Origin of the sequence: Vibrio cyclitrophicus (assembly GCF_024347435.1) — a bacterium.
GTDB lineage: Bacteria > Pseudomonadota > Gammaproteobacteria > Enterobacterales > Vibrionaceae > Vibrio > Vibrio cyclitrophicus.
Window position 1 is genome coordinate 1,228,509 of record NZ_AP025481.1, and the last position, 23,340, is coordinate 1,251,848.

Below are 23,340 nucleotides of genomic sequence, written 5' to 3' on the forward strand. Positions count from 1 at the left end.
ACGGTTAACTGAACAACTTCTGTTTAAGCTAATTACATTCCCGTTCGTTGACTTTCCTATTTATTGAGAGTGCCTATGACTTCAATTCCTACACACTTACAAGATGCAAAAACACTGCTATCAGAAAATGGTTTCGCGACGGGGGATACTTGGTATCACGGTACATCTTCAGCCTTACTTGCTTCAATCCAAGGTCAAGGGCTAAAACGCTCTGGCGATAAATCACTCACCGAAGCCGCCTTAAAAACCATGGCGACTATTGGAAACGACTACACAGAATCCGTTCAACCTATCTTTCTTACTCAGAGTAAAGAACTCGCGTATTACTGGGCTCAGCAAACGGTTCGAGAACGCACGGTTCGTTTTGCAGGCACAGAACTCCCTGTCGTTTTAGCAGTGAACCTACCAGAAAAACAACGTCAAAAAGTAAGGCCTGACGTTGGTGCAATGAGCCTACTAATGATGAGTGCTGGAGAGCAGTTCATGGAACACTTGGCTCAGATCTATCAAGAGAACAACATTGAAGGCCCAAACATAGAACTACGTAATGCCGATCGTATGGACTACCTCAACAAACTTGGGATGGCATACATTGATGAAGACATAAGTCGCGCTTGCGTGAAAGAGTTATCGGAACCCGAACTGGCTAACTAATATAGCTAGCTAATAACAGCTAACTATTAACTACTAGCTAGTTAATAGTTAATAACGTTTAAACCGCTCCTACTGACATTAAAAATGGCTCCGTTGAGAGCCATTTTTTTAACCACTTGTTGAGCTGTGCAACCCAACTTAACAGCCGAATTTGTTAAACTTGTTTATTGGCACAAACGGCCTTGTTGCGCGACTTCCATCATCTCGATATCACCTTGTAACGAACGATAGACGATAGTATTCCATACCTCACCATTATCCATTTCAAACTCAATAGCATAGTTCAAGCCAGCAACGACCTGAGTACGAACACTCAGAATTTGTTTGAGCTCAGCTGCAGTGTTCATTTGACCAAGAACTGCGTCTAAAGCTTGCTCTGCCTGAGGCGTGATATCACTTTTCGACCAACCACCGGTAAGGTTTTGAGTGCTACAGATTGGATTCGTATTCTCTTGTGATTGGTTCATAGCTTCTCCCTTCTGACTGCACCCAGCCAAAACCACAACGCCTACCAAAGTAACCAGTAATGTTTTTTTCATAAACCCTCTCTAATAGGTCAAGCCTCTAGTAACAAGCAATTACTCGCAACAATGTTTCATATGCTGTCAAGATTAAACCTCAAATGTCATCACTTCATCAGAAATTACGGTGTACCAAACCCATAATCACAGAGCAGTGTCAAAAAACAAAGCCGGACATTTATGCCCGACTTTTTGTTCTGCTATTGAGCTTATATTTAGACCATTTAGGTAGGGGGACGTTTTCGTCATTTCTAGTTGGGCTGATGCCCTTTTATTAATACTATTGACTTAATGCGTCTTATTGGTGCTCTCTACTTAGTGAACGTACACCAACATCTCAACATCATCCCCTTCTAAGTCTGCGCTGAGTAAGAAATGCAAATAACCCACCTCGCTCACCGGAATTTGCAGATATTCATTACTACCTGTGTAGTTCGACGTATACTCGTATTTCCCTGCGGTTGGCCAATATGAGCGACTAGCAAACAGATCGACATTACCGGTATCTGATTGAGTCGCTTTTTTATCCGTTAACCACACTCGCACCTCCTGCACACCTCCAGGAACATACACCGCAGCATAGCGGCGTTGATGAACAGTAATTATTTGTGGCTGACCTGACTCGAAGATTATTGGTGTTAAATCATCTTGTTCTTGGGCTGGTGGTGGTAGCGTTTCTGTTTCTAACGATGCCAACAGTTTCACGTCATTGAAATCGGTGCGCCCTGCGATACTCATGTAGTAACGACCTGTTTGGATGTAACCCGACGCTTCTGGCTCAAACGTCACAACTTCATTACTGCCGTTACCGTATTGGCTGAACTCGAAATCATAATAATGCGCCTCTTTGTTGTAACTCATATAAAGGTCTGCATCACTTTGACCCAGAGCACTACCTTCAATCGAAACCTCAAAATGCGTGGTGTTCTCTGGTACATCGACGTAGAACAACTGCTCACTGTACGCCTCGCCGCTCAACACCACACCTTGGTTTGCTGCAAGCACTATGGCTTGGTCTGTTGGATTTGTAGGATCAGTCGGTTCTGTGGGATCAGTCGGCTTTGTTGGTTCACTTGAAACAGTGTCTAGCCAACGCTCAAACTCACCATTGTATTGCAGCCCAAGCACTTTCACTTGTTGTGCCCATTCTGAAAATTTGCCAGCACGAGACAGTGCCAATAAGCTTTGTACCTCTTGAGGATGTTCTTCTATCATAAAGCGCACCGCCAAGTAGCCCCATCGGTAGATACGGTTAGAATCATGGGAGTAAGTGGTCGCAAGCACATCCGACAAACTCATCTTCCCGCTACGAATCAAACCAACAGCGGCATCGTAACCTTGCTTGTAATGCATGAACTCAGCAAAACCTTCTAGCCACCACACAACGTAACCATGTGCCAAGTTGTCGTTAAACGACCCGTATTGGTTAAAGCGCGCATCGAGATAGTGAGTGTACTCATGCTCTAAATTGAAAATTGAAAGGTCATCGCCGTTAGCGTAACGGTAAGCTACAAAGCGAGCGACGTTACCCACTTCTGATGGGTTTCCTTCTAAGTACTGACCACCGTTGTCTGTGGTGTTTCCAAACAAGAATGCAGAGTAATCAGTGTAGCTACCTTTACTGCCAAACACCGCGACTTCAACTCGCTCGTTATTATCGTCGGCGACAGGTTGTTGACCTGTGTTCGCTATTTGATGGAAGTCCGCCTCTTTCCCCGCGAGTACATCACACGCTTCTTGTGATTGTGCTTGCGTTAAATCTTGAGAACGAATAATCGCAGGTCCTTGGCACTCATGACGATTGGGAAGTACACGCATTGATAAATCACGCTTTGCTTGCTCTAAATCCAATCCATTCAAGCCGTCTGGCGCGTAATACCCCATCATCTCAACCGCCGCTAACCAAAGCTTGTCATGCTCACTACCAAGTGGGTTTTGTACCATCACTTGCTGCATAAAACGCAGCGCTTTGTCTTTCGTTGATTTATCTGGGCTTGCCAGCAAACGACCGGTTTCACGCACGGCGTTATAAACAAGGAAGCTCGCATCAGTATCTAAAGCCCACGTGTTATCACGAGCGAATACCGCCAACGTATCGATGTGCTGGGTATGGCTCGCCATGTAATCGTAGAAGTCATCTCTAGCTGCGTGCCCTGCCATTGCTCGAAACAGGTTGTTTAACCCGTCGACCCATTGTGAGTCTTGCGCCGTTTCTTGATTAAAGTGACGTAATGCCGCAAGTTGAGCATCCATTGTTAGTGGCAATTGCTTAACGTTATCGACCATTAACGTCAGGCTCTTCATTGCCCCGACTTGTTCGCGACCTTGGTCTAATGCATTTGTATTCGCAAGAAAAGCATTGGTCGATTGAGCAAAACGTTGACTCAAGGCTTTAGAGAAATCTTCAGCTTGCGCGTTATAGCGAACGTAATAAGCGGCACGAACAAACTCACCAAGGTTTTCGATTTTACGGGCTTGTTGTTCTTCCCCTCGATAGCCGGCAACTTCCAAGCTCAGCGCGATTTGAATGCGGCTAAGACTCGCTTCACTATAAATATTATTTAATGCATTTTCCGGTGCAGAGAACCAAGATCCATAGCACCTATTATTTGCAGCAGAGACAGAAAGAGCAAGATCAGCGGCCTGTTGAAGATCAATGACATCACATTGATGTTCGGCAAAAGAGAAGCTGGAAACACTGGCAAGGATGCAAGCGATCGCCAAACGATGACGCGGGAATAAACGGGTATGAGACATACTACACTCATTAGTTAATTATATATTTTGGCTCGCCGTTATATTCCTTGCGATTATCAAGGTGAATCTAGTTGCTTATGATTTATGAGATTGGTTCAAAAAATAGATATTTTTCATAATTTTATAAATTTAAAAGCTTATGCTCACCTGATTAGATCATATTAAAACTACAACTAACACATACAAACTGTTGATAGTAAGACAGTCTATTTTCATGTTAATTAAATCAGATATGATAAAGCTATATTGTTAAGGACGAGCACAAGTAGTAAACTTGCGCCCAATTGTGCAACATGTTTTATACAGTGCGAGCACAGGTAAAGTCACTATTACCCTGTTAGTGGCGTACCACATATCAATACTAAAATTAGTGCTCGTAAATCATGACTCGTGCAGACCAAATAATAACTATTATATAAACCTAGGCTAAGTTAACTCCATGAAATTAAAGTTGTCTTTAGACTCACTGTTGGCTAGCAGTCTGCCTATCGAAAAGAAACAGCGAACGCTGATCGAGATCATGCTCAACGCCTATCTGCCTCAAGAACGTACTGTGCTTTTCCAAACCATTACAGACTATCGCAGAAGCCAATTAGAATCGCTCTTCCCTAAACATCAAAACAAAAGCTTATCTGTATTATTTGAATTGATGAGCTACCGCGATCTCCTACAACGATATCCAAACACTTTGTCGATAGAAATGGCTTCGCTGGAAGCCATCGTTGGCCACTGTTATAAGCATTGGTTAGATTTTTGGTGTGAATGTGAAATTGCCTGGATAAAAGCAAAGGCACCCATCGATGTGAACGAGACACTTCATGTAGAACTACCTATCAAAGACAGTGCTTATTACGGTGCAATTATTGAACAGATAGAAGCTTCTTCACTTGTGGTACAAATACCCAGCCACCCTCAAGCCATGCCAATCTGTGATGCCATTGCTTTATGCAACCTTGAGGTTTTCATCAAAGGTGAGAAATGGTTTGAAATGTTACCTTTACTGCACCTATCACAAACAGGTAAACACTTTGTCTTACTCAAACATCCAACTGGTGAAGTACACACTACGCTGGTCTCATCTGCCTTAATTCAAGATTGGTCGAAGAATGAAACATGGCTAAGTTACGCGCCACCATTTAGCAATGAACAATGGCAATACTGTTTACCTAAGCAGGGTTACGATGATTTAGCAGGATTACAACTTTTCACACCACCAAAACTGCCGAAATGTCATTCTCTCGTAGAATTTGATAATCACTTCCAGTTACAATTGTCTGACAAAAACGCTGTGTGTGAAGTGTTGCGCTTGACAGTAAGTGGCAATACTCAACAAAAACTCTATTTTCTCTACCTTGCTCAGAAAGAATTGATGAATGCCTTACATCAAATAGAGTACAAAGTCGGCTTCACTATTATCGAGCAACCTTTCATGCTCCAATTTTATCAAGCTACCGATCCCAAAGCGTATTTCCATTCTGGATATTGCGAGTTGAATGACGACGGTACAACCATTTATCGTGGGTTCTGGAATTTCGAAGTGATGACCAAAGTATTCAATAACACCGATTTTCGTCGCTACAAGCGCACAGTGCGGGACAATAGAAAGCTCAGTTCTATAGAAAAAGTAAGCTCAGTAGATAAATCCAGTTCAGTAAAAAGAGATGAACATGTTTGATTTCGGCCTAGAGGCGATCGCTTATGCCAAAGCAATAACGCTCCTAATGACGGCAGCAATCGTCGTAATGTGGTTGCTCTACTATTGCTATCGCCTTAAACAAAAAAGAGAAGTAATCGCAGGCACGCATCATGTACCTTACATTGCTTATTCCGTCTGCATCATTGCTTGGATTGGTAGCAATGCTTATTTCCATACTGAGTTGTTACCGGAACTTGGCGATTCGGCCGCTGTGTTTGCGGCAAAATTTGCCAACCTTGCATCTTTCTTTGCGTTTGCCTTCGCCTACTACTTCTCGTGTCAGCTCGCAGCCGAGCAACGCAATGGCAAAGTACACTTATGGCAACAAGCCATTTTCGTCAGCTCATCTGTCTATTCCCTGTTTATTAATTTAAGTCCAGGATTAACCGTTGAACACGTCGATATTACCGGCCCAAGCCAATTCGTTATTGAGTTTGGTCCTCATACGCCATACTTCTTTATCGGACTGGTGAGCTTTGTTGTCCTAACCTTAACCAACCTTGTCGCTATGCGAACCAATAGCAGCAAACTCATACTCGCCAAGACAAATTACATGATTGCGGGCATCTTAGTTTTCATGCTTTCAACTGCGACCATTCACCTTGGCATGACCTACTTCATGCGTGATTTCTCACTGACCTGGCTACCACCTGCTTTATCGATTAGTGAGATGATGTTCGTTGGTTATGCCCTGCTTACTTCACGCTTTTACAGTGTGAAATACCTCGCTTATATGAGTCTCAACGCGCTGTTAGTCTGCGCGATTCTAGTGATACCTTTCGGTGCAATCTTCATCCCACTGACCGATGACAATCAGTGGCTAGTAGCCATTCCTATCTGTGCGCTGATAGGCATTACTTGGCATGTACTCTACAAACGCGTGAGCCACTACGCCTCCCTCTTGGTTTACAGAAACAAGAAAACGCCAGTACAACAAATCCTTGCTTTGGAAGACGATTTCAAACTTTCGATTGATGATGCGATGCGTCGTTTAGGTAACCTGCTGCAGATACCAGAAGACAAACTGCGCCTCGTCAATAGCAACTACAACGAGACTTTTTACGAAGAGTACCTTTCAACCAATAAGTCCGTATTGTTATTCGATGAACTTTCTGAAGAACTCGATTACTCAGAGCCTACGAAAAGCTCTATCAAGGCGCTTTATGACAAAATGAGCTCGAATAACACCGCCTTGGTTATGCCTCTATTCGGCAAAGGCCAGTCTGTTTCGCACTTATTGATATCGTCACACAAGAATAACGACCAGATGTTCTCTAATGAAGAGATCCTAGCACTGCAAACCTTATTAACTCGTGTGCAAAGTACCATCGAAGCCGATCGTCGTATTCGCCAAAGCCGAGCACTAGCTAACTCGATTGCTCATGAAATGCGTAATCCTCTCGCTCAAGTACAATTACATTTTGAAGTGCTAAAGCAGCATATTGATAACCAAGCACCGGCTAAACAGATATTACTCGATATCGAGAATGGCCAAGCGGCTATTCAGCGTGGGCGTCAGCTGATTGATATCATCTTACGCGAAGTCAGTGACAGTTCTCCGGAGCACGGTCCCGTTACCATGACTTCTATTCACAAAGCGGTGGATCAGGCGGTAAGCCAATACGGTTTCGAGAATGAGAAGATTATTGAGCGAATTCGTTTACCACAACATGCTGATTTTGTAGTAAAACTCAATGAAACCTTGTTCAATTTTGTCATTTTCAACCTGATACGGAATGCGATCTATTACTTTGATTCTTATCCAGAAAGCCAAATAGAGATCAGCACTAAAGCCGGATCATACGAGAACGTTCTGATCTTCCGAGATACAGGCCCGGGCATTGACGAAACCATAGCTCACAAGATCTTTGATGACTTCTTCTCTTATCAAAAAAGTGGAGGTAGTGGACTAGGATTAGGTTATTGCCAACGCGTGATGCGTTCATTTGGCGGCAAAGTTGAATGCCACTCTAAACTTGGTGAGTTTACAGAATTCCACCTTTACTTCCCTGTGGTGCCAAATGCACCCAAAGCAGATGCGCTTCGTACGCCTTACTTCAATGATTGGAAAAGTAATCAAACCGCAACTGAAAACAAAACCAACGCCAAGGTTAAGCCAGATAACCAAGCGGAAACGCAACATTCAGAACCAACAAGTACAGTAACCCCAGAAAACCATTTGGCTCCAACCGTGCTTATCGTCGATGATAAAGAAGTACAACGCACGCTTGTTCAGATGTACCTGAGTCGACTTGGTGTAAATAGCTTACAAGCCAAAAACGGTGAGAACGCCGTTGAGCTGTTCAAAACACACAAGATCGATTTGATCTTAATGGACGTACAAATGCCGATAATGAATGGTTTTGACGCAAGCCAAATCATCAAGGCACGCTCTCCTCAAACGCCAATCATTGCTTTGTCCGGCGAATCAGGACAGAACGAGTTAGATATGATCAGCCAGTTGATGGATGGTCGCCTAGAGAAACCAACCTCTTTGAATGCACTGCAACACGTGCTCAATAACTGGCTTGATAAAGGCTGGGCGTCAAATGCTTCCAAAGAAGCCGAAGGTGGAGAGTAGATGGCTAATGACTAATGGCTAATGGCTAATGGCTAACAAGTTAATCAACGACTGATAAAAAATCCCCTCAAGAAAGGTTCTTGAGGGGATTTTTATTTGGGGATATTTCAGGAATTAGAAGAAATACTAAAGCTCTTTAATCTCGATCTGACGCAGCGTTTCCATGTACTCCAAAGTTTCATCCACATCGACTGGCTCATATAAGTGCAACACTCCCGCCCAGCCTTCAAAATCATAAGCTTCACCTGAGCCACAGTTAAATGTCACTGACACCGTGCCATCACCGTTATCACGCATGGACTCGCCCGACGCATAGAAATGCTCAGAATCAATCCAACCGTCCGCACCATAGGTTGTCAAAGAGTAATAACCACCACGCCCTACAAAGTCCAAGTTTGGTGTTGGAATCCTCCATTCTTGGCAGCTTATTGTCTATAGTGAAACAGAGCGACGTATTATTCCCATGCTCAAAGCTACTGGCCAATTCGCTTTCAAATGAATTTTCCTTTGTGCAGTTTCCTCACATGCCCAACATGCCAAATGGCGACATAGGCATGACTATCGGGCGTAAACATCGCAATCAACCGAAAATGCGCTGGTTGGAATCATGTATCGAAGAGGTATTCAGAGGCTAGGGCCTCTAAAAAGTAGAAAACAAAGCTCGCCCTTACTGGTGATTAGCCTCTGCCATCGCCGTTTCAATCAAATCCAGCAGCCATTTGTATTTAGCTGAATGTTGGTTTTTCTTATGAAGATAGGCGAACACCTCCATCTCCTCGGTTCCCTCTTCCAATCCCTCAATCGCGATTGAGCGCAATACACCTTTATGTTGTTCAATCACAGGAGGCATACAAGGGGCGATAATATTAGAGTGCTTGATCGTTTCAATTAACCCAACGATAGAAGTCGTCCGAAGCGCCATGTTAATCGATTTACCTTGGCTTATGACTTCCTCTTCCAATCGCGAGTGCTTGTTTTGGTCGAAGTAAGCGAGGTCAACATGAGCGAAAGGAAACGCCAACAAATCATCAATCGTTGCGATGGACGCCTTGAAAGGATGACCTTCTCTTACTGCCAATACAAATTTTAAGTTTACGAGAGGTACGGCAATGATCTCGGCAGGCAAATTCTCAGCTTCGAAATGAACGACAAAATCAATCTCGTCACTCTTAAGTCTTTCTAAGGAATTTTGGGAGCTAGTATGACTTATCAGTCTTGAAGATGGACTTTCTACTGATAGCTGATGAAACAGAGCGGGAGTCAACCAAGGCAGAACATGAGGATTCGCATCAATTTTAAAATCTTCACTGAGGTCCACGGGATTAAACTGTTTTCCTTCTTCTATCGCCGTAACCAATCCATCCAATAACGGAAAAACGCGACGATACAGGTCGTCCGAATAAGGCGTGGGTAAAAACTGCTGATGGGACAGCACAAACAATTCTTCACCTAAGGATTCTTTGAGTTTCTTGATGCTTTGGCTAACTGCAGGTGTCGAGACAAACAACTTCTCAGCCGCTTTTCTCAAGCTCTTCTCCTGATACACCACCACAAACACTTTCAATAAGTTCAGATCGACATTGTTCAGTTTCATGAGACACCATAAAGCATTGCTTAACGAATGATTAAGTTTATATGAATTAACTTAACAAAGTCCACTTTGTATAGTTATCCCACCTTCACGAAGTACACGGATGTAGTGAAATAACTCTATGAGGCAGCTATGTTATTACAACGTTCGATCCTTTCTCTAACCCCTCTTTTGTTGGCTAGCGGTGCTATCGCTGAAGAGACAGAAGTTCAAGATATGTCAGACCCATTGGCGGTCTACACACAAGCCGGCTTCGGCTACACCGACAAGGGCTTAAACCTAAAAGTTGGACAAACCTACGACACTGGTAGTGATACAACCATGGGCATGAATGTGTTCGAAATCAAAGGTATCGCTGGTGAGGCTATTGGTTGGAACGGTCGAGATGCAGACGACAGTATTGATTCCATCCGCTTTAGAAACTTTGGTGTAGACCTAACTAACGGCCGAGGCACTCAGGTTGATATGTCTTGGGATTTCGATAGCAACCAAGGCAGTGCGTCTTACAGCTTTATTCAAGCATTACCACAAATGGGCATGTTTAACTTCTACCCGCTTGCGGGTGTCGGTGTTGCTGCAGGTGAAGAATTGGTTGAAGGCACTGGAGGCAATCTCGACGCCGATCAGCTTCGCGACCGCTACAACATGCACGGTACTTTCTACGTCGCAGGTATGTACGCCAAGATGCAACTAACTGACAAGATTTGGCTGAACTATAACCCAATGTATTTAGGCACAATGTCGGGGTCTTCAACATTCAAAGATTTTGGCTTTGAGGGCAGTGATTCAGTATTCGCACATGAATTTGCAGCGAGCTATCAGATCTCTCCAAGAGCCAACGTTCGTTATTTTGCAAACTGGACTGAAAACACCAGTATCGAAGACGGTGATCACCGCATCGAATTTAACTATCAGTTTTAACTAAGCATTTCTAACAAAGCAGTTTTAACTGAGCATTTCTAACGAACGGTTTTAAATTCAGCGAGAAGCTTCAAATTAAAAAATAAGCTTCGAATTTTTGAGGACACAACATGAACATTTTATCTAAAGCAATAGCCGGCACTCTCACTTGCCCACTACGATCGACAGCGATGCTCATTTCCGTAACGGCCTTGTTTTCAGCAACAGCGATTGCAGGAAACGATAACCCAACAGAAACTCTTCAAACACGCGCGGGAGACTTCACTTTCGAAACCGACTTTCTTCATGGTATTCCAACACAAGAAAGCTCAGCAAAGTTGTTTGAACTGATGGACTATCAACGTGCGTCACAAGCTTACATTTGGTCGGTACCTTTAGTTTCAAACTACGCATGGAAACAAGCCTATGCTGATATGGGTGCTGAGGACGGCCAAATTACTTATGTTGAGTCTCACGAATCTAAGCTAGGAGGCTTAACTTACAACACATCTACACCTTACGCGATTACTTGGTTTAACGTCGAGAAAGAGCCCGTTGTTATAGAAATTCCCACAGATGAATTGCGCGGCGCAGTACACACCATGTGGCAAATCGGTATTTCTCAGATGACCGAACCGGGCGTCTACGTGGTAAAAGCCAAAGGAGCAGAAACACCGAGTAATCTGCCAAAAGGCGCTAAGGTTTTTGAGTCGGACACCAACTATGTTTTCTTCGGTGTTCGCTTAATGGCAGAGTCAGATAAGCAACGTATGAAAGACTTAGAGGCTCTCAAAATTACAGACCTCAACGGTAAGCCACTGAGTGATAACGGCGTAAACTTCCCTGAGCGTGGTGAAGACGCCAAGCACCCAAGAGGCATGGCATTTTGGAATACGTTGAATGAAGCCATTCAAGCTGAGCCAGTAGCAGAGCGCGATCGTATGATGCACGACATGCTACGTCCATTAGGTATTGAAAAAGGTAAAGCGTTTACGCCATCAGTTCAGCAGCGTGACATCTTAGAGCAAGCTGTCGTCATGGGTGAAGCTATGGTTAAGAACATCGACTTCAACAAAACGGAACGCTTGCCACACGCAGCTTACGGTAATGAAGGTAATTCGTGGGAAATAGCAACAGCTTCGACTCCGAACCAAGATCGTGACTACGGTATGGATCTCGATGGACGTGCGGCTTGGTTTTATGAAGCGGTGACCAACGATATTGCGATGCACGGTTTCGAAAACGGCGGTTGGGGTCAGATCTACCTAGACAACTACCGTGATGACAATGCAAATGGGCTTAATGGCAGCAATCACTATACTTTGACGTTGGATGGCGATGTTAATTTCGCCGATTTGTTCTGGACAATCACTGTTTATAACGTTGAGAACCGCGCCATCATCGACAACGACATTGAGCGTGCCGATGTAGGTTCAAACATCGAAGGAACGGTCAAAGACGCACAAGGTAATTACACCTTCCACTTCTCGCCAACTAAACCAGCAGGTGTGAATGAGGCTAACTGGGTGCAAACCCGAGAAGACGAAAACTGGTTTGTTTACTTCCGTGCCTACTCACCAAGTAAAGCGTTTGTAACGCAGCAGCCAGAAACCTTATTGCCTAACTTCAAGCGTGTGAACTGATCATCAAAAGCAAGTCACATATGATCTGTTCACGCCACAAATAACTATCAGGCTTACAGATCAAAACAAAAGAGGAGCCTCAGGGTTCCTCTTTTTTACTTTGGCTAAATAGTAAAAACTAAGGGAATCGTCTTAGGAACCTAACCCAAGGTGAAGAGTCGATGGAAAGTAGCTAACAAGTTAATCAGCGACGAATAAAGTAACACCCGTTTCTTGGTTAATTGAAATGGATTGCGCTACTCCATTTCTTATCAACCTTAGACTGATAACATCCGAGCACCACTCGATATCAGAAACTCGAACCTCATCGTTTTGCGTCAAATTATGTACCGTGGCAACTTTAAGAACCGCTTCTTGGCTACGCAAAATCGTGTAAGCTAAATCACTGGTTGCAGGGTTGTCTGGCGCATACCCCAACAACAGAGTCGCTGAACTATCCGTTATCAGCTGCTGATTAAATTCGGTTTGTCCATCAATCGAATAACGTAAATTAGTGGACGCTTTAAGAGGCATCTCATGGCAACTCGTCATTCTTGCTAAAGGCCCATCTAGTGGATTGTCGCAACCTTGTGCCTCTGCCAAAGCACAGTGTTGTCCTCTGATATGCCAGACCAAATCCAACTGTTGTTGGTGAGGATTTTCCGCGGTATTGAATTCAATCGCCACATCCCCTAACCACAGAATTTGACGACGAAACACAACGTCTTTGTACGCGGCTAAATCCCACTGAACAATAGTATGGCTATCGACCGTCGGTAACTCACCACACCAATCTGTTTGTGTGTCTAACCATTCGTAGGACTGTTCTTTTACAAACGTATTCACCTGAGGGTTGGCTGGCGGTTGATTCTTCTGATTCACCGCCAAGGTGTTGTGCGTCACCGTATTTTTATAATACCCATAATGCAGTTCAGCACCGTACCCTGTTGTTCCCAAGTCAGGCAAAATTTCTTTACCATTTCGAGTAACGATCATCCCTAGTCGATCATAGTGATCATGCTCACCACCATACGGAGAGTGCTTAATTAATAGCATGTTATCGTGCTCTCGATCGTGCATGATCGTGACGCCTGATTGTTCTGCATGAATAGACTGGCACATGAGCAGCTCTGCCACAGGTAATGCATCAACACCGTACAACAGTGCGTCGATATTGTTGCGTGGCTTATCTTGATAGATGCTCTGCAACGCCGATGCAAATAAAGGGTCTCTGAACTCACGATACCCGAATTCGAACAAGTGGCTATGAGTTAACTTCTCTTGACCCGCAATACAGTCGTTCAGACGTGGAAAGTCACCCGTATTGATGAGTAGCTTGAGCGGGAACGCCAACATGGTATGGAAGTTTGGTACCGATTGTAGTGAGTACTCTGTTTTACATGCCATTTTTTCGAAATTCAGAAGTGCTTGTAAAGCGTAGTAATGATAATGGATAGAACCTTCAAACCATAAGCCCTCCCCCTTTACACCATACTCTAACTGATACTTCAAGCCATAAGGCGTGCTCACCGCAAAGTCGATGAATTTTCGGTCACCAAGTATCAAGCCTATCACACCAATAGTCGCAGAAATTTTCATTTCATGGTTATGCAATTGATCAGCTCGATGTTGCATCAGGAATTCAGCGCCTTCGCGTAACAAGCGCTGTTCAATAAACAATTGCTCTTCGGTATTCAACTGATCTTTAACGAAATCATAGCCTCGGGCAAAATCAATATTGCAATTCGCTTCGCAAAGAGTCTGCGCGTTTGCTTTGCCTGGACCATTGTATGGAATACCGCCATGTTCTTCGTAATTCGGGTAGTATTCAGCATAACCTAATAAGATCTCACGAACTTTTTCGAAGTATTTGCGGTCTTGAGTAATGTGCCAAAGCAAGCCTAGGTCATTACACGCTTTCGAATTGAGCCCATTAAGCCAACGCCACCATGCTCCGTCATAAGGTTCCCCAGTAAGCACCTCGCCATCAACAGGGCATACATGTTCAGTGGGTCGGTCTCTATCCCAACTTAAGCGAACCCCATGCGTGGGGCAAAAATAATATAAATTCCATGTTGCGCGGGCATCAGGTGGAACGAGAGTATCTGAAGTAAGCACAACCTGATTATCTTGAATAATTTGTTCGATTATCTCTTGGCTGGCATTTTGACGAATGACCGCCATTTCCTGAGAGGTAAACTGCAGCATAATGGATACCTATACTAAATCTTTAGATGGATGAAAATTGAAGTATTGTTTGGCATTTTGATAACAGATATTCTCGACACTCTGTTTAAGCAAAGGCTCATCATTCGGTAATTCCCCGTCATCGACCCACTTACCGAGTAAGTTACATAAAATGCGACGAAAATAGTCATGACGAGAGAGTGACAATACGCTGCGAGAGTCGGTTAACATTCCGACAAAGCGTCCTAGAGCCCCTAAATTTGCTAGATCTTGAAGTTGTTTTTCCATACCCGCCTTATGATCGTTAAACCACCACGCAGAACCAAGCTGGACTTTACCTGGCTGCGCATCACTGTCTTGAAAGGCGCCTATGATTGACCCAAGCACTGAGCTATCTTTCGGGTTAAGGCTATATACGATAGTCTGAGGGAGTTGGCGGTCTTGATCTAACAAACTCAATAAATGACTCAGGTTTTCTGCAATTGGGTTGTCACTGATAACACTGAAACCCGTACCGCCACCTAGATCATCAAAGCGCCGCTTATTCACATTAATTAACACTCCAATATGAATTTGCATCGACCAACCATGCTTATGATAAGCCTTGCCAAGCACTTCAAAAACGGCCGTCTTAAACTGCGAGATTTCTTCACTATTCAGCGCATCACCACGTTTGACCTTTGCTATAGCTTGATCAAGTACATCAGGGTGATAGTGTGAAAAATCTACAACTTTTAACCCTAAGTCAGATAATCGACAGTTATGCTGGGCAAAATAGTCCACACGAGACGTGATTGCTTGAGCGTAGCTTGCAAAATCGACGACATTAATGTCAGTGATGAACGCCAGTGAATTGAGTGTCTTTTGAAAATTACTTTGATTCTCTATTTCAATCAGACTGTCAGCACGAAATGTCGGCAAGACTTGTACAGAAAATTCTGAACGATTCAGTTTATCGTGATAACTCAAATCGCTAAGTGGATCATCCGTAGTGCACAAGGTATCGACTCGACTCTCTTTAAGCAGGCTTTGGAATCGGTGAGACTCTTGGCTGAGTTTTTGATTACAGTGTTGCCAAATAACCGCGCAATTCTCTGAGTTGAGTAGTAAATCGAGACCGAAGTATTTCTTAAGCTCCAAATGACACCAGTGATACAGCGGATTGCCGATAAGATACGGCATGGTCTCACACCACTTTTGAAACTTTTCATAATCACTCGCATCACCTGTGATGTAATACTCATTGACTCCGTTACTTCGTAATGCACGCCACAAGTAGTGATCGCAACTTAACCAAGCCTGAGCAATATTGTCGTATTGATGGTTGTCATAAATCTCTTTGGCATCTAAGTGGTTGTGATAATCAATAATGGGAAGCCCTGCCGCGTAATCGTGATATAAACGCTTGGCAGTGTCCCCCTGCAATAGAAAATCTTTATGTATGTATGAAGACATAATTCAAACTCTTGTAGAAAACTGTATTGATAAACTTTAGGGAAAAATTCATTCATGAAATTGTTTCCTAAAGCCCCTCTACGAGGTGGTTCATATAAGCCAGAGAGTGTCCCCTCTGGCCTATACCCTTGTTACTTTTACATGGCTAGCTATTGCCGATTACTTGGATGTAGACATTTCTAAACGAGGCGTTTTCCTCGCACTTTTCAATAACAGAGAACCCACAGTAACAATCACTGCGCCACAGAAGATAAAGGCCATGCGACCCCAGAACGGATTCGGGATTAGTACCATCGCCGTTACAAGTGCACCGAAAACCAGAATGAGTTTGCCTAGCATGTCGCGTTGTTGGCGATCCATTTCATCTTGTCCTTCCTCTTCGATAACAGGAGTCGCAACATCACTCCAAAACTCTTTAAGTTCTGTGTTTCGTTCACCCACTGGCTCTTTGTAGAACTTAGTTGTTAGACAGAAGAAACCACCCGTGATCACAAGGTGACCAATAACCCCAAGTAGAACTTTTAGGTCACTCGCTTCACGTCCTGTGAACGGAACTTCTAGGTTTAATAGATTGGCAACGACATCTGCTGTAAGCACAAAACTCACGATGTAAGACACCAACATGCCCACAGCCAATGTCGCCCAGGCTGCCCAGTCGGGCGTTTTCTTAATAAACATACCGAAGAATAACGGCACTAGAATCGGCATCTGTAACAGCGTACTTACGTACATCATTGCGTCGAAAAGGCTCAAGCCACGAAGAGAGTTAATGAACAGAGCCACCATGATGATCAATATGCCGAAGACCATAGTCATGAATTGACTCACTCGCATCAACTTCTTGTCATCCGCGTTTTTGTCTATGATTGGTGCGTAAAAGTTACGCACGAACACACCTGAATTTCGGTTTAGACCTGAATCCATTGAAGACATTGTTGCCGCAAATACAGCCGACATAAGCAGTCCCACCATACCAACCGGCATGACGTTTTCGACAAACACTAGGTAAACTGCATCCGCTGCTTTACTACCAAGTTCAGCCGCATGTACAGTTGCCGCTTCAGGATAGATAATTGCCGTTACCCAGGGTGGTAAGAACCAAATCGCCGGCCCAATCAGCATTAATACGAACGCAAGTAGGGCGGCTTTACGTGCGTTAGTAGAGTCTTTTGCCGTTAAGAAGCGATAAGAATCTTGCATGTTGTTGATGTTTTGCAATTGCTTAACGAACATGAAGATAAACCAAGATACGAACAGCAATGGATAGTTCATATCAGAGCCCATGACACTGTCGGCAGGGAATTGCTCGATAAGATTCGCTGGGCCACCAATTTTTGCCAATGCAGCTACCGCACAAACCACGGTCACCGCCATTATCACAACCATTTGTACAAAGTCTGAAGCTACTACACCCCACGCTCCGCCCAACACCGAAATAAAGAGAACAATCAAACCAGTCACAACGATCGTGGTTTCGATATCAACTTTAAACACAGCACTAACGAAAAGTGCGAGACCATTTAGCCAAATACCGGTGTAGACCACGCTTGTCGGCATTGTTGCCCACGTAAACACTTGTTCATTCGTTGCACCGAAGCGACGACGCACACCTTCAATAGGTGTAACAACACGCATTTGTCGAAAGCGGTATGAAAAGAACAACCACGAAAGTAGAAAGCCAAATGCGTTCGCCATGAAAATAACCATGATTGGGAACCCATCGGTAAAAGCTTTACCCGCAGCGCCAGTAAATGTCCAGGCACTAAACTGCGTCATGAATGCGGTAGAGCCAACCATCCACCACAACATCTTGCCTCCTCCACGAAAGTAATCACTGGTAGAACTGCCTGCAAAACGTTTGAAGATGACGCCAATCGCTATCATAAAGATAAAGTAGACACCAACAACGAGCATGTCGATATTCATTACGAACCCCTTTTCATTATTGTTCCGTTTAAGTGATTTAATTTTTAAAATACCGTTTCATTATTACATTAACGATATTTTATTTAAGGGTTTCCTGTGATTTTTGTGATCCAAACAATGCAAAAGTCATACAAATGAGATCGAGTTTGGATTATTGAGTTCTGCGCTTTTTAATTTAAAAAGATCATTGATGGATATTTAGATACATCGTGGCGAGAAGGGGCGAAAATAGATCAAGTAACCTAGGGGTATAGCGACCAAATTACGCGTCTAGGAGGTATACCAAGCCATGACTCAGGCGCCGATTGCTTTGGTATTAACTAAACATCAGCTATTAGTTATCCAAACTCCTGATATAAAAAAGCCAGCCTCATTGGGCTGGCTCTCTGAAATCAAGCGTTTCAATTAGTCCAAAAGCGAACGGACATAATCAGCAATTGCTTGGTTTTGGCAATTATCAAAGAAACACTGTTGGAAACGAGGGCTACCCACAGCAGTCTTCACTAGATCTTGATCGATAGCGCGCAGTGAATCAATAAAGTTATCCTTCACTACCGCTGCTTTCACCTCATTAAGAAGCGCGGCATTGCGTTGTTGTGGCTCTGCTCGATCTAACGGGTAACCTTGACCACGCTCACCTGTGAAAGCTTTTTCAAAGATGTAACGAACGTTCAGTTCACCAGCCCAACCAAAACCTTTCGCAAAAGCGAGCGCGATAGCGTTGCCGTTGTTGATTTGGTTGAACAAGAACGCATCAGAAGGTTCTAAACAGTAACCACAAACCACGCCTGGATGTAAGTTCAGCGACATCAAAGCACCTTGACCAGTGCCACATCCTGTCACAACAAAGTCAACAGCCTTTGAGTTAATCAGAATGCTCGCCATAATACCTAGATGAATATACGTTAAGTGGTGATCGTTCTCATCTGTCATTCCTAGGTTGAAAACATCGTGACCAAAACCACCAGCAACTGACTCTAGTTCAGCTGATACCATTGCATTTTTGCCTGCTTGACTGTTTTCCATCATTAATGCGATTTTCATTTACTTTCTCCCGCAGCATTACTGCAAATTTAAAAATTAGTGCTCAAGTGTTCGCTCTAAAAAATTTAGAGCTTAAACAAAGTCTTTACGCATTGGCGTAAAGTTATCAATTAATACGCCGGCTTCTAGGCAAACACAGCCATGTTCGATACCCGGCTCTTTGTACATAGTGTCGCCTGCGCGCACCACTTTCGTTACATCGCCAATCGTGAACTCAAAGGCTCCCGACAAAACGTATGTGAGCTGCTCATGAGGATGGGTATGCAACGCACCAACTGCGCCTGTTTCGAAATGAACTTCTACAGCCATCACGTTCTCGCTATGAGCAAGCACCTTGCGGGAAACTCCCGCGCCAAGATCTTCCATTTTCACGTCTTCGTTATACACAAACATGTCGTTTTTATTCCTGTTGTTGCGGCGTAATTTTGCACTTGGCGTTATCTTGGTATAGACGAAAAATAGTAACGAGGTTAATCCCTATCACTGATATTTCCATCAGCGAGCCACCAATTGAACCAATAATCAGATTATTAGTTAGCCAGCATGCAGCTCCCAATAAAAAGCCGACTCTTAGTGCAATACCATTCAATCTAAATATTGAGTACGTTCCAATAATCGTTCCGGCTAAAGGCAGAAGTTGATACCAATGCTGAGCAAAACCGATTCCGCTACCAACTGCGAGGGCAATAAAGAACCCTGCAGCCCACAGCGATTTTGTGTACATAGCAGTGCAAGTCCTGAGTGCTGAAATCAAAGCACCGATTGCCGATGTAATAGAACCCAATAATAAAAAGTGGATAAGATGGTTAACGTTCAACATCAACATGACCACTTTGAGCTTTTTGTCGTCCTTCTGGTAAAAGGTCGAAAGGCCCAGAAGGAAACTTAGTAGCCCTACAGCTTGTGCAACGATCTCGTTAACCATCTTATATTACAAAAATCGTTAGCGTGCTAACCATCCACCATCGACAGCAATGGTATAACCATTAATATAATCCGATGCAGATGATGCTAAGAACACACATGGGCCAGCGACATCTTTAGGTGTACCCCAGCGATCAGCAGGAATGCGCTCAAGAATAGCTTGGTTACGATCAGCATCTTCACGCAGTGCTTGAGTATTGTTGGTTGCCATATATCCAGGTGCAATCGCATTGACATTAATGTTATCGCTCGCCCATTCGTTCGCCATCGCGCGGGTGATACCCATTACAGCACTCTTAGACGCTGTATACGAAGGAACACGAATACCACCTTGGAAAGAGAGCATTGATGCGATATTGATGATCTTGCCGCCAGTACCTTGCGCTTTAAACTGCTTCGCAACCGACTGAGACATAAAGAAAACAGTCTTAGTATTGATGTTCATTACGTCATCCCAGTTTTGCTCAGAAAACTCAATCGCATCTTCTCGACGAATGATGCCGGCATTATTAACAAGGATGTCGATGCGACCAAATTCAGTCAGCGCTTTATCTATAATTCCAGGAATCTCTTCTTGCTTTAGAAGGTCGGCACGTACGTCTAAAAACGTATGACTCGATTTATTCATTTTTTCAATGGTATCTACTGGCTCAACACGATTAACGCCCACCACTTTACATCCAGCTTCAGCCAGACCAATTGCCATACCTTGACCAAGGCCAGTATCACAACCCGTCACTATCGCTACTTTACCTTCCAGATTGAATGACTCTAACATCATGTTTGCTTCCTCAATTACGTTTAGTGTTGTGGCATTTCTGTAATGTCGCCCACTCGATTTAGTCATACAATAAAACATAAGATCATTGCTGGCAATTATTTTTGAAACGACATTTCAAAAATAATTTCTACTTATCCTAAAAGTTTGAAGTTGATCGTTATCTTTTTTTATTTTTTTGAAAAGGCTTTTTAGAAATTACGAAAAATGGTATTTTGTCTTGATATTAGATAGCTCAAAGGAAGAAAAATGGAGAAGTCCACCCAGCCAGAAGCCGTTTCATCGGTATTAAAAGTTTTTAATATTCTTGAATCTCTGGGGGAACAGAAGGAAATAGGCGTATCAGACCTTTCACAACGTCTAATGATGTCTAAGGCCACTACCTACCGCTTTCTACAAACCATGAAAATGCTTGGCTATGTATCTCAACAAGGCGAAGCTGACAGATACTCACTTACATTAAAGATGTTTGAGCTTGGCTCAAAGTCACTCGAGTGGGTTGATATGATCACAATCGCCGAGAAAGAGATGCGTGTGATTTCAGAAGAGACCAATGAAACCATTCACTTAGGTGCGTTGGACCATGGCTCTATCATCTACATACACAAAATCGATTCTAGCTTCGCCCTACGCATGCACTCACGCGTTGGTCGAAGAAATCCTCTGCATACGACTGCGATTGGTAAAGTATTATTGGCAGAACGTGACGAAGAATTCGTTCGCACTCAGTTGGCAGACGCCGAATTTGTGAAAAGTACAAAAAATACCCTTGAAAATGTCGACCAACTTGTCGATGAACTTAAAGCGGTTAAGCTACAGCACTTTGGCGAAGATAATGAAGAACAAGAGCCAGGCTTACGTTGTATCGCAGCTCCAGTTTACGACCGCTTTGGTACCGTAATTGCCGGTGTCTCAATTTCATTTCCTACTATTCGATTTGATGAAGAGAAAAAAGCTTACTATGTGGAGTTACTGCACAACGCAGGCAGAAATATATCCAAGCAATTAGGGTTTAATGATTACCCAATCAAATAATAAAAAAGGCGGCAATTATTGCCTGTCTCTTGATCACAAGTCTGGTTAATCAAGAGACTTAGCGAGTTCATACCCTTCAAGGATGGTTTGTAACCTGAACCATCCTTGCCATAACGTCTTTATGGAAGCGCGACCCGTTCGCTTGGTATTCTTCCAGCCACCTAACCGAGCAATACCATTGTAAGCCCATGATATATTGGGCGCTTCCTTCGGCAGCTGCTTTTTCTCCAACTTTAGCCACATTAACTTCCATGCTTTGCCTTTTAATACCTGCTCACAACTGGTCTTAGATAACTCATCGGACTCATTCATGAACCTCAACTGGAGTAAGCGAGTCGCGATAAAAGCTAAAATGACGCTGAGCCTTTCTAAGTTATCTTTACTCTGCATTCTCAGTTGCTCAACTTCAGTCCCTTCACTTTTCCAGACTTTATGAAAATCTTCTATTAGCCAGCGCCGCTCATAATAACTGACCATTTTGAGGGCCTCTTCTTTGCTCGTTATCGGCTCCGAAGTCAGTAAGTGCCAGGCTAGCTTATCGTTATTCTCTCCTTGTTCTATACATCCCACGTAGTAAAGCGGAATGTTATCGAACTCTTTCTTGTTTGCAGGAGACTTGAGTGTCACGGGGGCATATTTAATATCTAAATGAGCCTTGCGAGCTTTGCGACCGCCTTTTTGCGGTATTTCGAGCACTTTCTCCCCGGCTGATGACAGAGTAGATGCATAGCTATAAAGACGATTATCATGCTCTTCAATACAGCGGCTTTGCATGGAACGAACGAGGAATCTTTGTTGTTGCTCTCGCTTGTAAGTGAGGTATTCAAAGAGGTCGGCTTCTCTATCGCACACCGAAATGACATCCGACATTTTATCGCCAAGTCGCTCAGCGACATAGCGAGAGGCTTGTTCCCACTTATAACTTTCTTTCTCTTTGTATGGTCGAGTCGCATGCTGGTGTCTTTGACCTCGCTTTTCTATATCACGAGTCCAGCGCTGTTGTTCAATTAAACCAATCACAGATTGAGTGTCGGGCGCAAAAAGTAAGGTAGAGTGTACGAACATCGCTCGATGTCGATTGCCTTGATTGGAGTGTCCGAGTTCATCTCGAATACTGCGATGGGCGTAACTCAGAGAAGTCGTGTCTTCTAAGGCAAGAAGTGTTTGTTGCTTTAACGCTTCTTGCGCAGTGACATAAAACCCTGCCTCTGCGATATCTTCTGCTTTGATTTTCTCATTACGGATGAAGCGATAAGCCCCTTCCATTTCAGCCGGTGAGATAATGAGTTTCGAGACAGGTACGCCAGGTTGCTCGGCCAGTGAAGCTGCGAGAGCAACGAGTCTTTGAGTACGTCTTGGGTCATTAAGGTGGGCTTGACCGAACTGTTTTTGTGCCCAAAGGGTTGGCTCTATATAGGTCATGATAATCATCCTTGTCATTGCTTAGATGATCAGATCATAGAACCTAAAAATAGTTCAAAAAAAATCCCTAAGCATAGCTTAGGGATTTGTGTATAAGAGACAGGCAATTATTGCTGCCTTTTTTATTACGCGTTGTCCCATCGATTACCAGCCCAAGAATCATGACAAGCCATGCTATGTGTAAATAGAAAGACTTATAGATCAGATAAATAGCTTCCACCGTCATCAGATCGCACGAAGACCTGCA

The 23,340-nt window shown here is 43.6% G+C and carries 18 protein-coding genes; 6 read left to right on the forward strand and 12 right to left on the reverse strand.

Going from position 1 to position 23,340, the window contains the following annotated elements; translation table 11 throughout:
• Positions 1–75: 75 nt before the first annotated feature.
• The gene (locus OCW38_RS20295) at positions 76–654 is read left to right on the forward strand and encodes a hypothetical protein (protein ID WP_010431336.1); all 579 of its coding nucleotides are present in this window, start codon (positions 76–78) and stop codon (positions 652–654) included.
• Positions 655–818: 164 nt separating this feature from the next.
• On the opposite strand, the gene OCW38_RS20300 is transcribed toward OCW38_RS20295, so the two are convergent.
• Complete coding sequence (locus tag OCW38_RS20300; RefSeq protein WP_010431338.1) at positions 819–1,193, reverse strand: cystatin domain-containing protein; 375 nt, start codon at positions 1,191–1,193, stop codon at positions 819–821.
• Between the two features lie 297 nt (positions 1,194–1,490).
• The gene (locus OCW38_RS20305) at positions 1,491–3,932 is read right to left on the reverse strand and encodes a M9 family metallopeptidase (protein ID WP_016767889.1); all 2,442 of its coding nucleotides are present in this window, start codon (positions 3,930–3,932) and stop codon (positions 1,491–1,493) included.
• Positions 3,933–4,371: 439 nt separating this feature from the next.
• On the opposite strand from OCW38_RS20305, the gene OCW38_RS20310 reads away from it, so the two are divergent.
• Together OCW38_RS20310 and luxN are read left to right on the forward strand one after the other, a co-directional pair.
• A complete protein-coding gene (locus OCW38_RS20310; protein ID WP_016767888.1) occupies positions 4,372–5,607 on the forward strand; it encodes an acyl-homoserine-lactone synthase in 1,236 nt (411 codons plus the stop codon).
• On the forward strand, positions 5,600–8,209 hold the full coding sequence (luxN, locus tag OCW38_RS20315; protein ID WP_261895941.1) for a quorum-sensing autoinducer 1 sensor kinase/phosphatase LuxN: 2,610 nt from the start codon (positions 5,600–5,602) through the stop codon (positions 8,207–8,209). Before OCW38_RS20310 ends, luxN begins: the two co-directional genes overlap by 8 nt.
• A gap of 126 nt (positions 8,210–8,335) precedes the next feature.
• Here luxN and OCW38_RS20320 read toward each other — a convergent pair whose 3' ends face one another.
• Complete coding sequence (locus OCW38_RS20320; RefSeq protein WP_016767886.1) at positions 8,336–8,602, reverse strand: hypothetical protein; 267 nt, start codon at positions 8,600–8,602, stop codon at positions 8,336–8,338.
• Positions 8,603–8,876: 274 nt separating this feature from the next.
• Positions 8,877–9,803, reverse strand: a complete 927-nt coding sequence (locus OCW38_RS20325) for a LysR family transcriptional regulator (RefSeq protein ID WP_016767885.1) — start codon at positions 9,801–9,803, stop codon at positions 8,877–8,879.
• A gap of 129 nt (positions 9,804–9,932) precedes the next feature.
• Here OCW38_RS20325 and OCW38_RS20330 point away from each other — a divergent pair, with 129 nt between their 5' ends.
• Together OCW38_RS20330 and OCW38_RS20335 are read left to right on the forward strand one after the other, a co-directional pair.
• Entirely contained in the window at positions 9,933–10,721 is a 789-nt protein-coding gene (locus OCW38_RS20330) for a hypothetical protein (RefSeq protein WP_016767884.1), read from the forward strand.
• Between the two features lie 110 nt (positions 10,722–10,831).
• Complete coding sequence (locus tag OCW38_RS20335) at positions 10,832–12,343, forward strand: DUF1214 domain-containing protein (protein ID WP_016767883.1); 1,512 nt, start codon at positions 10,832–10,834, stop codon at positions 12,341–12,343.
• A gap of 180 nt (positions 12,344–12,523) precedes the next feature.
• Here OCW38_RS20335 and OCW38_RS20340 read toward each other — a convergent pair whose 3' ends face one another.
• The 7 genes from OCW38_RS20340 to kduD form a co-directional block, all read right to left on the reverse strand.
• The gene (locus tag OCW38_RS20340; protein ID WP_016767882.1) at positions 12,524–14,530 is read right to left on the reverse strand and encodes a heparinase II/III domain-containing protein; all 2,007 of its coding nucleotides are present in this window, start codon (positions 14,528–14,530) and stop codon (positions 12,524–12,526) included.
• 9 nt (positions 14,531–14,539) lie between these two features.
• Entirely contained in the window at positions 14,540–15,964 is a 1,425-nt protein-coding gene (gene uxaC / locus OCW38_RS20345) for a glucuronate isomerase (RefSeq protein ID WP_016767881.1), read from the reverse strand.
• Positions 15,965–16,123: 159 nt separating this feature from the next.
• A complete protein-coding gene (locus tag OCW38_RS20350; protein ID WP_016767880.1) occupies positions 16,124–17,890 on the reverse strand; it encodes a sodium:solute symporter family protein in 1,767 nt (588 codons plus the stop codon).
• Positions 17,891–18,295: 405 nt separating this feature from the next.
• Positions 18,296–18,934 (reverse strand): RpiB/LacA/LacB family sugar-phosphate isomerase, encoded by a 639-nt coding sequence (locus OCW38_RS20355; protein ID WP_016767878.1) that lies wholly within the window; start codon positions 18,932–18,934, stop codon positions 18,296–18,298.
• Positions 18,935–19,006: 72 nt separating this feature from the next.
• Positions 19,007–19,327 (reverse strand): cupin domain-containing protein, encoded by a 321-nt coding sequence (locus tag OCW38_RS20360; protein WP_010431369.1) that lies wholly within the window; start codon positions 19,325–19,327, stop codon positions 19,007–19,009.
• Between the two features lie 7 nt (positions 19,328–19,334).
• On the reverse strand, positions 19,335–19,859 hold the full coding sequence (locus OCW38_RS20365) for a YgjV family protein (protein WP_010431373.1): 525 nt from the start codon (positions 19,857–19,859) through the stop codon (positions 19,335–19,337).
• Positions 19,860–19,877: 18 nt separating this feature from the next.
• Positions 19,878–20,639, reverse strand: a complete 762-nt coding sequence (gene kduD / locus OCW38_RS20370; protein ID WP_016767877.1) for a 2-dehydro-3-deoxy-D-gluconate 5-dehydrogenase KduD — start codon at positions 20,637–20,639, stop codon at positions 19,878–19,880.
• Positions 20,640–20,885: 246 nt separating this feature from the next.
• On the opposite strand from kduD, the gene kdgR reads away from it, so the two are divergent.
• Positions 20,886–21,671, forward strand: coding sequence for a DNA-binding transcriptional regulator KdgR (gene kdgR / locus OCW38_RS20375; RefSeq protein ID WP_016767876.1), 786 nt, complete (start codon positions 20,886–20,888; stop codon positions 21,669–21,671).
• Between the two features lie 45 nt (positions 21,672–21,716).
• Here the strand turns inward: kdgR and OCW38_RS20380 are convergent, their stop codons facing one another.
• Positions 21,717–23,093, reverse strand: a complete 1,377-nt coding sequence (locus OCW38_RS20380; protein ID WP_261894103.1) for an IS4 family transposase — start codon at positions 23,091–23,093, stop codon at positions 21,717–21,719.
• Positions 23,094–23,340: the final 247 nt, after the last annotated feature.